11 protein-coding genes are annotated in these 13,060 nt (G+C 66.2%); 7 read left to right on the top strand and 4 right to left on the bottom strand.

Annotated elements, in window-relative coordinates:
- Positions 1-8: 8 nt before the first annotated feature.
- Positions 9-653 (bottom strand): TetR/AcrR family transcriptional regulator, encoded by a 645-nt coding sequence (locus AC52GN_RS05320; RefSeq protein WP_496528416.1) that lies wholly within the window; start codon positions 651-653, stop codon positions 9-11.
- 143 nt (positions 654-796) lie between these two features.
- On the opposite strand from AC52GN_RS05320, the gene AC52GN_RS05315 reads away from it, so the two are divergent.
- From AC52GN_RS05315 to AC52GN_RS05290, 6 genes are all read left to right on the top strand, one after another.
- Positions 797-1,744, top strand: a complete 948-nt coding sequence (locus AC52GN_RS05315) for a TonB-dependent receptor (protein WP_496528415.1) — start codon at positions 797-799, stop codon at positions 1,742-1,744.
- The gene (locus AC52GN_RS05310) at positions 1,633-3,243 is read left to right on the top strand and encodes a TonB-dependent receptor domain-containing protein (RefSeq protein WP_496528770.1); all 1,611 of its coding nucleotides are present in this window, start codon (positions 1,633-1,635) and stop codon (positions 3,241-3,243) included. The genes AC52GN_RS05315 and AC52GN_RS05310 overlap by 112 nt, the downstream gene beginning before the upstream one ends.
- 178 nt (positions 3,244-3,421) lie before the next feature.
- Positions 3,422-5,590, top strand: a complete 2,169-nt coding sequence (locus AC52GN_RS05305; protein ID WP_496528414.1) for a TonB-dependent receptor — start codon at positions 3,422-3,424, stop codon at positions 5,588-5,590.
- Positions 5,591-5,655: 65 nt separating this feature from the next.
- Complete coding sequence (locus AC52GN_RS05300) at positions 5,656-6,804, top strand: acyl-CoA dehydrogenase family protein (protein WP_291781682.1); 1,149 nt, start codon at positions 5,656-5,658, stop codon at positions 6,802-6,804.
- A 16-nt stretch (positions 6,805-6,820) separates the two neighbouring features.
- Positions 6,821-7,246, top strand: a complete 426-nt coding sequence (locus tag AC52GN_RS05295; RefSeq protein WP_496528413.1) for a nuclear transport factor 2 family protein — start codon at positions 6,821-6,823, stop codon at positions 7,244-7,246.
- A 43-nt stretch (positions 7,247-7,289) separates the two neighbouring features.
- A complete protein-coding gene (locus AC52GN_RS05290) occupies positions 7,290-8,636 on the top strand; it encodes a spinster family MFS transporter (RefSeq protein WP_343829083.1) in 1,347 nt (448 codons plus the stop codon).
- An 81-nt stretch (positions 8,637-8,717) separates the two neighbouring features.
- Here the strand turns inward: AC52GN_RS05290 and AC52GN_RS05285 are convergent, their stop codons facing one another.
- Genes AC52GN_RS05285 through AC52GN_RS05275 form a run of 3 tightly spaced genes read right to left on the bottom strand, consistent with a single transcriptional unit; the run spans position 8,718 to position 11,643 of the window.
- The gene (locus tag AC52GN_RS05285) at positions 8,718-9,443 is read right to left on the bottom strand and encodes a glutathione S-transferase C-terminal domain-containing protein (protein WP_496528412.1); all 726 of its coding nucleotides are present in this window, start codon (positions 9,441-9,443) and stop codon (positions 8,718-8,720) included.
- Positions 9,444-9,484: 41 nt separating this feature from the next.
- Complete coding sequence (locus tag AC52GN_RS05280; protein WP_496528411.1) at positions 9,485-11,017, bottom strand: acyl-CoA synthetase; 1,533 nt, start codon at positions 11,015-11,017, stop codon at positions 9,485-9,487.
- Between the two features lie 8 nt (positions 11,018-11,025).
- On the bottom strand, positions 11,026-11,643 hold the full coding sequence (locus AC52GN_RS05275) for an FMN-dependent NADH-azoreductase (RefSeq protein ID WP_496528410.1): 618 nt from the start codon (positions 11,641-11,643) through the stop codon (positions 11,026-11,028).
- Positions 11,644-11,802: 159 nt separating this feature from the next.
- Between AC52GN_RS05275 and AC52GN_RS05270 the strand changes: the two genes are divergently transcribed.
- Positions 11,803-12,960: a CaiB/BaiF CoA transferase family protein gene (locus AC52GN_RS05270; protein ID WP_496528409.1), complete on the top strand. Its 1,158-nt coding sequence runs from the start codon at positions 11,803-11,805 to the stop codon at positions 12,958-12,960.
- Positions 12,961-13,060 lie beyond the last annotated feature (100 nt).

Here is a 13,060-nt window from a genome sequence, read left to right as displayed (position 1 = left end):
GCGCCGGATCAGTCCTGCAGATAGGCCGAGAGATAACGCTCCAGCGCCACGGTCGCCTCCGCGAACAGACGGTCGGTCCATTCCGACTGGGCCTCGCCGCTAGTCAGGGTTTCGAATGAGGTGAAAATCTCGGTGGCCATGCGGGCGACGGCCAGGGGCGCGCCGTCATGGAAGCCGTCCAGCCCCTGCTCCCACCGCGCCGCCAGATAGGCCGCGATCTGGGCGTTGGCCTGTTCCTTGACGATGCGCAGTTCGCGCGTCGTCAGCATCAGATGGAACAGGGGGCGATAGGCAGGATCCTCGTCCAACGTCCTGCGCAGGGCCAGCATGACCTGCAGATGGCGCTCGCGCCACGACGTGAACCGAGGGTTCTCCATGATCTCGGCGATGCGAGCGTGCAGTTGCGCCACCAGAGTCTCGAACAACTCCTTGTAGATGGCGAAGACGTTCGGGAAATAGCGATAGATCGAACTGACCGGCACATTGGCTTCAGCCGCAATGGCGCTGGTGGTGATCGTATCGACGGAGGTCGAGGCCAGGAGCTTCTCGGTCGCCGCCAACACGCGAGTGATCCGATCGCGCGCACGTTGCTGCATCGGCGCGGTGCGCCGTTCCAGCGTGGTGATGATTTCTTGCGACGCGCGCGAGGTCACTGCCGCCCTCCATTCCAATCCGCAGGCCGTCTAACACGACTGGACGCCTTTCTGTAAGCCACATCGGCGCGCAGCCTCTTGTCAAACGGAATAATATTCTGTTTCGTAAAGTTTGAGAAAACGGGGCTTTGGGAGGGGCTGCGATGATCAGGATGGAGCACTGTCTGAAGGCGACGCTTGCGGGGAGCGTGGCGCTCGCCGCCCTGGCGACGTCGGGTCTGGCCAGAGCGCAGGAGGCCAGAGCGCAGGAGGTCGGGGCGCAGGAGGCCACGACGCTCGATGACGTCGTCGTCACCGCGCAACGGCGCGAACAAAGCCTGCAGGAAGTCCCGATCACCGTCAGCGTCGTCACGGCCAGGACCCTGGAGTCGCTGGCGGCGGACGATATGGGCGACATCTCGGCCTTCGTGCCCGGCCTGTCCGTATCGAACACCAGCCCGACGCAGGCGAACTACAGCATTCGCGGGGTCTCGACGTCGGACTTCGGCGTCGGCACCGACCCGGCGGTGGGCGTCTATGTCGACGGCGTCTATGCGGCGCGCTCGGGCGCCGGCCTGCTGGCGTTCAGCGACGTCGCCCGGATCGAGGTGCTGAAAGGGCCGCAGGGCACCCTGTTCGGCCGCAACAGCGCCGCGGGCGCCGTGTCCATCACCACCAACAAGCCCAGCGACGAATTCGAGGCGCGCCTCGGCGTCCGACTGGGCGATTACGACAAGCGCCGCTTCGAGGGCCTGGTCAACCTGCCGATCAACGACGTCCTGGCGCTGCGGGTCAATGCGCTGGTGAACCGTCGCGACGGCTGGCTCATCGATGACGTCACCGGCCAGGACTATGACCGCGAGGACAACTGGGCCGCCCGCGCGGCCCTGCGCTGGGACGTCGGCCCCCAGACGCAGATGATCCTCAGCTGGACCCATGACGAAATCGATCAGGACGCTCGCCCGGCGATCGGCGTCGCCCCCTGCCAGCAGCGCCCGGCCTGCCGGCCTTCCCGCCCGATCCGGCGGATTACCTCGATCCGTTCAAGGCCAAGATCCGCAACGACGTCATCGACAATCACGAGACGCGTCGCCTGGACGAAGGCACGCTGACCATCACCCACGCCTTCGGCGACATCGACTTCACCTCCCTGACCTCGGCCCGCCGCTTCAGCACCGAGAACCGCGAGGACGAGGACGGCACCAACCGGCCGGACCTGTATTTCGACACCAACAACCGCGAAAAGAACCGGTCCTGGTACCAGGAATTCCGTTTCGCCGGCGAACACGGCGCGTTCAACTGGATCGCCGGCGCCAGCTACTACAGCGAACACGCCGAACAGCGCAGCGACACCTACGCCACCACCGACAGCATCAACACCATCCTGACCAATGCGGCCGGGCAGCCGCTGTTCACGCTGGCCGACATGATTCTGGACATGGCCGGCATCCCCGCCAGCACGCTGGGCCACAGTTGGCAGGAGGACATGATCAACGAGGGTGATTTCGACGCGACCGCCCTCTTCGCCGACGTCATCTGGGCCGCCAACGACCGCCTGAACCTGACGTTCGGCCTGCGCTATACCCGCGACAAGAAGACGTTCCAGTGGCTGAACGGCCCGCGCGTCGCGCCCGAACTGGACGCCGTGCTCAACGACCCCACGGTCAACTTCGTGCTGGATACCTACATGGGACCGGCGCTGGGCTATCTGTATTCAGACTTCGTCTTCGACCTGTCCGGCCTGGCCGGGGTCGAGTGCGACAACGGCGTCACCGTGCAGGAAGGCGTGGCCTGCAAGTTGTCCGATTCCTGGTCCGACCTCAGCCCGCGCTTCGTCGCCGACTATCACCTGACCGACAACGCCATGGTCTTCTTCTCCTACGCCAAGGGCTACAAGGCCGGGGGCTTCAACAGCGTCGAGGTCGCCTCGCGTTTCGACAATGAGGATGTCCAGAATTTCGAGATCGGGCTGAAGAGCAGCCTGGGCCCCAACGCCCGCCTCAACGTCTCGGCCTTCCAGTATGACTACGACGGCAAGCAGTCGATCCGGCTGGTCACCCCGGCGGGGTCCAGCGTGCCGCAGTATCTGGTCGAGACCAGCGACGACACCGCCTGGGGCGTCGACATGCAGTTGGATGTCCAGCCCCTGGACGGTCTGAACCTGTTCGCCAACGCCCAGTACATCGACGCCACCTACAAGCGAAAGATGACCGACGACGGCGATCTGGCCGGGCAGCCGACCGGCGAGCCGCTGTGGTCGGCGGCGGCGGGCGCCTCCTATCGGCGGGACCTCGGCGCCGCCGGTTCGCTCGACATGCAGCTGATCCACGCCTATCGCGGCGAAGGCCGCTGCAACAAGACGTCCACGGGCCAGGGCTCTTGCCTTCAGACCCCTTGGTTCGATCCATCCGAGGCGCAGAACCGAACGGACGTTCGTCTCTACTGGCGCAACTCAAACGAGCGCTATCAGGTCGGTTTCTACGTCAACAACCTGTTCGACAACCAGTATGTGACCGGCGTGAACAACATCACCGCCACCACCTTGGGCACCCCGTTCGTGAACATCACCGAACCCAGAATGTGGGGCGTCGATTTGACCTACACCTACTGACGGGTCTCGCCTGGGGCGGCGCAAAGGCGGTCCCAGGCGGCGCTTCGGCAGGCGTGGTCCGCACCACCAAAACAGTCAATTAAACTGACAAAGAACGTTAGTAAATTTGACAACATAGAAAACTGCTGCGCCAATCCCTCTGTCTCGCATTCAGAACGAGAACAAGGAGAGGGATGGAATGAAATTCTCACGCTGGCTGTATTGCGGCGCGGCCTTGGCCGCCATCGGCGCGTCGCCCGTCATGGCTCAGGAGACGGCGGGTTCGGAAGGTCCCGCCGCCGCGGTGGAAGACATCGTCGTCACCGCCCAACGCCGCGAACAACGGCTGCAGGACGTGCCCCTGGCTGTCAGCGCCTTCAGCATGGAATCGCTTGAGGACGGCAAGGTCGAGAGCCTGCTGAACCTGGACGGCAAGGTGCCCAACGTGGTCCTGGCCCCGGTCGGCGCCTATCCCTTCGCCAGCGCCTTCTACATCCGCGGCCTCGGCTACGCCGACGTCGAATCCAGCTTCGAGCCGTCGGTCGGCGTGGAACTGGACGGCGTCTATCTGTCGCGCAACGTCGGCGCGGTGCAGGACTTCTTCGACATCGGCGGCGTGACCATCCTGCGCGGGCCGCAGGGAACCCTGTACGGCCGCAACACCATCGGCGGCGTGGTCAGCGTCCAGTCGCGACGCCCCTCCTTCGACTTCGGCGCCCGCGCCCAGGCGACGTTCGGCTCCAACGGCCGCCAGGAACTGCGCGCCGGCGTGGAAGGCGCCCTGATCGAGGACAAGCTGGCCGGGAAATTCTCGTTCCTGACCAAGACCTACGACGGCTACATCAAGAATTACGACGGCCGCGACATGGGCGCCCAGGACGTCACCTCGATGCGCGGCGCCCTGTTGTGGACCCCGACGGCGAGCTTCGACGCCACCCTGATCGTCGACTACACCAAGGACAAGGGCACCGGCACGGCGTTCGAGAACGCCAGCCTGCCGTCCATGGTCCTGCCGGGGTTCGGCGAGCCGGCCGATACGGACAGCGATCCCTTCCTCAGCCACGTCGGCGACGACATCTTCTCGGACCTGGAGGCCCTGGGCGTCACCCTGAACGCCAACTGGGATCTCGGCCCGGTCAAGCTGACCTCCATCACCGGCTACCGCAAGACCGACACCGAGGTGCTGAGCGACTTCGACGGCACGCCTACGCCTTTCATGACCGTCCACCGCGACGAGACGCACGACCAGTTCAGCCAGGAACTGCGCCTCGCGTCCAACACCGACGGTCCCCTGACCTATGTGGTCGGCGCTTATTACATGACCCAGGAATACGACATCGCCACGGGTCAGTTCGGCACGGTGTTCGGTTCGCCGACCGCCGGATCGACCATCTACACCCAGCAGAAGGCCGATTCCTGGGCGGTGTTCGGCCAGGCCGACTATGAGGTTCTGCCCGGCCTGACCGTGACGGCCGGCGGCCGCTACAGCAAAGAAGAGAAGACCTTCACCACCCAGCCGCTGTTCTATCCGAACGCGGAGACGTTCGAAGCCAGCTTCGACGATTTCTCGCCCAAGGTCGGCGTCAGCTACAAGTGGTCCGACACCCTGATGACCTACGCCCAGTATTCGCGCGGCTTCCGCGCAGGGGGCTTCAACGGTCGCGCCGGGTCCTTCCTGGCGGTCGGTCCCTATGACTCCGAAACGGTCGACTCCTACGAAGTCGGCGTGAAGAGCGACCTGTTCAACCGCCGTCTGCGCCTGAACGCCGCCGTCTTCACCAGCGACTACCAGGACATGCAGCAGAGCGTGCAGCAGTTGATCCCCGGCACGCTGATCAACCAGACGCTGGTCGCCAACGTCGGCGCGGCCACCATCTCGGGCTTCGAGGCCGAGGCCACGGCGCTGTTGACCGACGTCTTCACCATCTCGGCCAGCGTCGGCTATCTGGACGCCAGCTATGATGAGTTCATGGCCGATCTGGGCGACGGTCTGGGCGTCATCGACCGCACCTATCTGCCGATGCCCTACGCTCCCAAATGGAGCAACAGCGTCACCTTCAACTACAAGGACGACTTCGACTTCGGCCGGGTCACGGCCCAGGCCAGCGTGCGACACATGACCGACATGTACACCAGCTTCAGCACCCTGAACGCCACCACCGACCTGACCATGCGTCAGTCGAACACCGTGGTGGACGGCAGCCTGTCGCTGGAACTGCCGGACGGCCGCTGGCGCGTCAGCCTGTGGGGCAAGAACCTGACGGACGAACTGGTGATCAACAACACCTTCGGCGTCGGCAACCTGCTGGCCTCGCGAGTCTATCAGCCGCCGCGCGAGATCGGTGTCGATCTCAGCCTGACGTTCTGATCATCGGGGGTCGACGTCGCCAAGGCGTCGGCCCCTTCGACCTCAACTTCGTCCTTCGAGCCGCCATGACTTCCTCCTCCGAACTGATCGGACGGGCGCACGATCTGCTGCCCACGCTCAAGGCCCGCGCGGCCGAGACCGAGGCCCTGCGCCGTCCGCACGACGACACCATTCGCGACCTGATCGATGCAGGCATCGTGCAGATGCTGGTCCCCAAGCGCTGGGGCGGCGCCGAATCCGATCTGAAGACGGTTTATGAAGTCGTCGACGTCCTGGCGCAGGGCTGCATCTCGACCGCCTGGATCGCCTCCTTCTACATCGGCCACAACCTTTACGCCGCCAAGCTGACGCCCCAGGCGCAGGATGAGTTGTTCGGTCCGCGCGGCTTCGTCCTGCTGCCGGCCGCCACCGCTCCGACCATGAAGGCCGAACCCGTCGAGGGCGGCTGGATCATCTCCGGCCGCGCGCCCTGGGGCTCGGGCGTGATGCACGCCGACTGGGTCATGGTCTCGGGCATGACGCATGAGAAGACGCCGCGCAGCTTCGTCATGCCGGTCGCGGACGTCACCGTCGTGGACACCTGGCGCTTCACGGGCATGGCCGGGACGGGCTCCAACGACATCGTCGCCGAAAACGTCTTCGTGCCCGACCACCGCTCCATCGACGGCGTCGCCCTGCGCAAGGGGGCGACGGACGGCACGGCGCTTTACGACAATCCGCTGTACGCCATCCCCCTGGTGCCCATGTCCTACACGACGATCGTTCCAGTGCTGACCGGCGGGCTGAAAGGCGCTCTGAGCGCCTTTGAAGCCATCGTCGACCGGCGCGTGCGCAACTTCTCGGGCGACGTGGTCAAGGATCAGCAGCACGCCCACATCGTCATGGGCGAGATGCAGATCGCAACGCGCGCCGTCGATGTTCTGGGCCGCGCCCACATCGACCGCACCGAGGCCCTGGTGCAGACCGGATTCACGACCGAGGATCGGATCGCCCTCAAGGGATCGGCCGCCTATGTGGCGCGCACGGGTCGGGAGGTCATGCAGGCGATGATGGCCGGCGCCGGCTCGTCCAACTATCACCACGACCAGCCGATCCAGCGTTTCTGGAGAGATCTGGCGACGGTCGCCTCCCACGCCTTCTGGGACTGGGACATCGCCCGCGAACAGGTCGGGCGGCGCCATTTCGGCCTGCCGATCAGCCACCCGATCGTCTGACCTGGAGCCGCCCTCGATGACCGCACCCGACGATGACCGCATCCTCGCCCTGGCCGATCGTTTCATCGCGGCCATCCAGGCCGGCGATATCGAGGCGGTGAAGGCCTGCTATCATTCCGAAGCCGAAGTCTGGCTGAACACCGCAGGCGTCGCTGTGAACCGCGAGGCCAATCTGGCCGTCCTCACCGCCTTCGTCGCCAAGACTTCAGAGCGTCGTTATGAGAACCGCCGCGTCCGCATCCTGCCCGGCGGCCCGAACCGCCCAGGCGGTTATGTGCAGCAGCACGTGCTGCACGCCACGCACAAGGCGGGACCGGTTCTCATCCTGCCCGCCGTTCTGGTCTGCCAGATTCAAGACGACCGCATCATCCGGCTGGAGGAGTATTTCGACTCGGCCCCGCTTATCGCCTGGCGCGCCCAGGCCGACGCGGCCGCCGCCTGATGCGCCCGCCCCCCTTCCCGCCCCAGTATCCAGGAGTTCGCGGATGACCACCGCCCCGCCCCCTTCCGCCACGTCGCCCGCCGTCTCCGCGCGTCCGCGTTACGCCATCTATGTCGTCCTCGTGCTGATGGTCGCCTACATGCTGTCCTTCATGGACCGGGTGCTGATCAGCCTGATGATCGACCCGATCCGCAGCGAACTGGGCCTGGGCGACACTCAGGTCGGCCTGCTGGTCGGTTTCGGCTTCGTGCTGCTGTATTCGATCATGGGCGTGCCGTTCGGCTCGATCGCCGACAACGGCAACCGTCGGAACTTGATGGTCGGCGGCGTCCTGGGCTGGAGCGCTGCCACCGCCCTCAGCGGCTTCGCCGGCGGCTTTCTCAGCCTTCTGGCCGCACGCGCCATGGTCGGCATCGGCGAAGCCACCCTGTCTCCCGCCGCCTATTCCACCATCGCCGACCGCTTCGAGAAGCGAAAGCTGGGCTTCGCCGTCAGCCTCTACAACATGGGGGTCTCGCTGGGCGGAGGCGCGGCCATGCTGTTCGGGGGCGTGCTGGTCGCCTGGGCGATGGCCACGGTCATCCCAATGCCCTGGGGCGAACTGACAGGCTGGCGCCTGGCCTTCGTCGCCGTGGGCCTGCTGGGCGTTCCCCTGGCCGTCGTCATGCTGCTGACCGTGCGGGAGGCGCCGCGCCGTCAGGGCGCCGCCAAGGCTCCGCCGCTGAGCGCCCTGTGGGCCCTGGCGATGAGGCACAAGGCCGCTTTCGGCGCGGTGGTCATCGGCTACTCCATCATCGTCATCGCCGCCTACGGCGCCATGCTGTGGGCGCCCGTCCACTTCGCCCGCGCCCATGGCATGAGCCCGGCCCAACTCGGCCTGGCCTTCGGCGTCATCATCGGCCTGTTCGGCACCATCGGCCTGGCGGTCGGCGGCCTGCTCTCCGACCGATCGGCCAAGCGCGGCCATCCGGACGCCCCGGTGCGTGTGGTCGTGGCCTCGGCCATCATCCAGTTCCCCCTGATGATCGGCGCCTATCTGGTCAGCGATACGACCGTCGCCCTGATCCTGGCGGCCGCGGGCATGGCCACGGTGTCGACCATCGGCGGGCTGCAGGCCGGCACGCTGCAGATCCTGACGCCCGCCACCATGCGCGGGCGAATGACCGCCATCTATCTGCTGGTGGCCAACATGGCCGGCATGGGTCTGGGCCCGCTGCTCACCGGCTTCGTCAGCGAGCACCTGTTCGACGGCCCCACCAGCCTGGGCAAGGCCCTGGCCCTGGTGACGGCCCTGTCGCTGACAATCGGGATCTGCCTGCTGCTGCTCGCCCGCAAAGCCATCATCGCCGCCGTGCAGGACAACGACCGCGCCGAGGCGGAGGCGGTCTGACGTTCCGGCCTATCCGGTCGATGAAAAACCCCCGCCGGGTCGTCCCGGCGGGGGTTTCGTCTTCAAGCGCCGGGAACCGGTTCAGGACATGGCGGAGTCTTCACGCACCGCCGACAACATCCTGTCGCCGAACAACACGGACCACTGCTCGGCCGTCAGCGTCATGTGACGCGCCGCGGCGGGATGATCGGCGGCGACCGCGCCCGCGGTTTTCACGGCGTCACGGGCGCCGACCCGGTCGAACCAGGCCTTGAGACGGGGCCATTCGGCGATGTCCATGTCGATGGCGCGGCTGGCGCGCACCCAGGGCCAGCAGGCCATGTCGGCGATCGAATATTCCTCGGCCAGATAGTCCGCCTGCGTCAGCCGGGTCTCCAGCACGTCGAACAGGCGTCGCGCCTCGCGCGTGTAACGCTGGACCGGATAGGCGTCCGGCTCGGGGCAATAGCGCAGGAAGTGGTGCGCCTGGCCATGCTGCGGCCCCAGGCTGGCCATCTGCCACATCAACCAGGTGACCGCCGTATGCCGCAGACGCGGCGCGTCAGGCAGAAACCGCCCGGACTTCTCGGCGAGATACAGAAGAATGGCGCCCGACTCGAACAGGGCCAGCGGCTCGCCGCCTCCGATCGGCATGTGATCCACAAGGGCCGGCAGGCGACGGTTGGGGTTGATGGCGCCGAACTCGGAAGTCAGGTGCCGTCCTTCGAACAGGTTGTATGGGACAACGCGGTGCTCCAGCCCCGTCTCGGCGAGCATGATCGCCACCTTGTGCCCATTGGGCGTGTCGCAGCCGTGCAGATCGATCAAGACCAGCCTCCATGAGTTTAGGGAGAGGACGGCGCCGCCCGTCAGCCTGACGTCGCGCCCTTCCAGTATTCGTCCCGGATCAAGCGTTTGTAGAGCTTGCCCGTGTCATGACGGGGCAGTTCGCGCATGAAGTCGAACTGACGCGGCAGCTTGACGCCCGACAGCGACTGGCGCGCCCAGGCCGACAGCTCGGCGGCGAACTCAGGCGTGGCGTCCGCCCAGTCGGCGGGCTGGATCACCGCCACCACCCGTTCGCCCATCTCGGGACAAGGCGCGCCGATGACGGCGGCGTCGGCCACCCTGGGATGCTGGATCAGCAGGTTCTCGATCTCCTGCGGATAGATATTCACCCCGCCCGAGATGATCATGAAGCTCTTGCGGTCGGTCAGGAACAGATAGCCGTCCTCGTCCAGCCGCCCTACGTCGCCCAGGGTCGTCCAGCCGCGCGCGTCATAGGCGGTGGCCGTCTTGTCCGGGTCGTTGTGGTATTCGAACGGGTGGTCGCCCTCGAAATAGATGTTGCCGACCTCGCCGGGCGGCAGTTCCTTCCCCTCGTCGTCGCAGATATGAACGACGCAGAAGTTCGCCTTGCCTACCGACCCAGGCTTCTTCAGCCACTCCTGCGAGTTTATGATGGTCATGCCGTTGCCTTCGGTCCCGGCGTAGTATTCCACCAGGATCGGACCGAACCAGTCGATCATCGCCTGCTTGACCGGCACAGGGCACGGGGCCGAGGCGTGGATGGCCAGCTTCAGCGTCGAGACGTCGTATTTCGCGCGCACGTCGTCCGGCAGCTTCAACATGCGGATGAAGTGGGTCGGCACCCACTGACTATGCGTCACCCCATGCCGGTCGATGGCGGCTAGGGCCAGTTCGGCGTCGAACTTCTCCATCAGCACGACCGTGCCGCCCAGGTGCTGGACCGCCATCGACCAGCGCAGAGGCGCGGCGTGATACAGCGGCGCCGGGCACAGATAGACGCTGGCCTCATCGACGGCGAAACGGGTCTTGGCGACCACGGTCGTCATCGGCATGGCGGTGATGTCGCCGTCGGCGGGCAGTTCCGGCCGGATGCCCTTGGGCCGTCCCGTCGTGCCCGAGGAATAGAGCATCTCGCCGCCCGCAACCTCGTCGGCGATGCGGGTGACGGGTTGATCCGCCACCGCCTCCTCCCAGGCACGATAGCCGGGCACGGCCCCGCCCAGCGAGAACAGCACCAGATCGGACAGGCTGGTCGGCAACGCGGCGGTGTTCGGCAGGTCGGCGCCGGCGATCAGCACCTTGGCCCCGCAGTCGCGGGCGATGTAGTCGATCTCGGCCAGAGTCAGGCGGGACGACAGGGCGACGAAGTAGAGTCCCGACCGCTGGGCCGCCCAGGCCAGGGCGAAATAGTCCGGCGTATTGCCGAGACAGACGGCCACGGCGTCGCCGGGCCGGAGCCCCAGCGATCGCAGCAGATGCGCCGCCCGGTTTGAGGCGTCCTCCATCTGACGGAAGGTCGTGACGGCCCCTGTCTGCGCCATGATGACGGCGGGCTTGTCGGGCGTGGCGGCGGCGAAATGGCTGGGGTGCATGATGTGGCTCAGAAAGCGCGGGCGGCGTCGTCCGCCTGGATGTCGAAGCTGCGGACGTAGGCCTCGCGCGCCTCCGCCCCCGGCCGGGTCGTCGCGGGAACGACCAGGGCGCGGATGTCACGGATGCCGATGGTCTCGAAGATGTGCTTCAGATAGGGCAGCTGGAAGTCGACATAGTCGCCGGCCATCGTCGACGACCGCGTCAGGATCATCTGAATGGGCCGGTTTCGCAGCAGGCCGACATGACGCATCTCGTCGGCCTTGTAGCCGAAGGTCACGCGCGGCTGGACGATGATGTCGAGGTAGAGCTTCAGCGCCCAGGGAATGCTGTAATCCCACATGGGGCAGGACAGCAGGATGCGGTCGGCGCGATCCAGCCGCGCCACGGCGTCGGTGACGATCCGCCAGGCGTCTTCGGCCTCCGACGAGACCTCCTCGCCGAAGATGGGCGCGAACTTGCGAAAGGCGTGTTCGGCCTCGAAGCGCGGCAGGTCCTCTTCGAACAGGGCCAGGGTGTCGATCTCTTCATCCGGATTCTGTTCCCGCCAGGTCGCGATGAAGCGATCCGCCAGCGACCGCGACGCCGACCTTTCCCCCTTCGGGCTGGCCACGATATGAAGCAGCATGATGTCTCCCGATGCGTCGGCTGCAGCCGATCTTTCGCTGATCTGGCGAAGAGTTTTGTCAATTTATTTGGCAATCACAAGCCCTGGAGCCGCCGTTGACTTTCGATCGTCACCTCGCCAGTGATTGTAAGATTAATTGACGTTATGGAGAATGCCCTCGTGACCAGCCAACCGGTGAACGGCCCTCTGCACGGGCTGAAGGTCGTCGAGATGGGCCAACTGATAGCCGGTCCTTTCTGCGGCCAGTTGCTGGGCGACATGGGCGCCGAGGTGATCAAGCTGGAAGCGCCGGGCGTCGGCGACCCGATGCGGCACTGGGGCCAGGGGGAGACGCCGACCTGGTGGCGGGTCATCGCGCGCAACAAATACTCCGTCGCGGTCGACCTGCGTGCGGCCGAGGGCCAGCAGACGGCGCGCGACCTGATCGCCCAGGCCGATATCCTGATCGAGAACTTCCGCCCCGGCACGCTGGAGAAATGGGGCCTGGCCCCGGCCGATCTGACGGAGGCCAACCCGCGTCTGATCGTGGTGCGGGTTTCGGGCTACGGCCAGACCGGCCCCTATTCCTCGCGCGCCGGCTTCGGCGGCATCGGCGAGGCCATGGGCGGCTGGCGCGGCATCGTCGGCGAACCGGATCGCGCCCCGTCGCGCATGGGGGTGTCGATCGGCGACACCCTGGCCGCCACCTACGGCTGCATGGGCGCCCTGGCGGCGCTGCAGCACCGCGAGCGCACCGGCCAGGGCCAGGTGGTCGACAGCTCCCTGTACGAAAGCGTGCTGCAGGTCATGGAGAGCATGATCCCGGAATACGCCGTCAATGGGCACAAACGCACGCGCACCGGCTCGGTCCTGCCCAAGATCGCGCCGTCGAACGTCTATCCCTGCGCCGACGGCGAATATCTGATCGGCGCCAATCAGGACGCGGTCTTCGCCCGCCTGTGCGTCGCCATGGGCCGCCCTGAACTGGCGACCGACGCCCGCTACGCCACCCATCTGGCGCGCGGCGAGCATCAGAGCGAGCTGGACGCCCTCATCGGCGAGTGGACCGCGACCCTGACGGTGCAGGCCCTGGAAGACCTGATGATCGAACACGCCGTTCCGGCCGGCCGCGTCTTCGACGCCGAGGACATGATGGCCGATCCGCATTTCGCGGCGCGCGAAGCCATTATCGAGGTCGAGGACCCGGTCCTGGGCAAGGTGCCGATGCAGGGCGTCTTCCCCAAGCTGTCGGCCACGCCGGGGTCGGTGCGCCGTCCAGCGCCGCTGGAGGTGGGTCAGGATACGGCGGACGTCCTGTTGCGCTGGCTGGGGCGTTGATCCTGAAACGCTAGCAAGGTCGTCATGGCGGGGCTTGTCCCGGCCATCCATAGACGCAGGCGTCCAACGCTTTAGCATCGACGGCGAACGGCCGTGCCTA

This window comes from Brevundimonas sp. SS2672 (assembly GCF_059579685.1).
This window is presented reverse-complemented; position numbering and strand designations above follow the sequence as displayed.

What these genes read in the sequence shown, in the direction of transcription:
- AC52GN_RS05275 (WP_496528410.1), bottom strand. Translation starts at nt 11,643, where the DNA reads ATGCTGCTTCATATCGTGGCCAGCCCGAAGGGGGAAAGGTCGGCGTCG.
- AC52GN_RS05305 (WP_496528414.1), top strand. Translation starts at nt 3,422, where the DNA reads ATGAAATTCTCACGCTGGCTGTATTGCGGCGCGGCCTTGGCCGCCATC.
- AC52GN_RS05290 (WP_343829083.1), top strand. Translation starts at nt 7,290, where the DNA reads ATGACCACCGCCCCGCCCCCTTCCGCCACGTCGCCCGCCGTCTCCGCG.
- AC52GN_RS05315 (WP_496528415.1), top strand. Translation starts at nt 797, where the DNA reads ATGATCAGGATGGAGCACTGTCTGAAGGCGACGCTTGCGGGGAGCGTG.
- AC52GN_RS05280 (WP_496528411.1), bottom strand. Translation starts at nt 11,017, where the DNA reads ATGCACCCCAGCCATTTCGCCGCCGCCACGCCCGACAAGCCCGCCGTC.
- AC52GN_RS05300 (WP_291781682.1), top strand. Translation starts at nt 5,656, where the DNA reads ATGACTTCCTCCTCCGAACTGATCGGACGGGCGCACGATCTGCTGCCC.
- AC52GN_RS05295 (WP_496528413.1), top strand. Translation starts at nt 6,821, where the DNA reads ATGACCGCACCCGACGATGACCGCATCCTCGCCCTGGCCGATCGTTTC.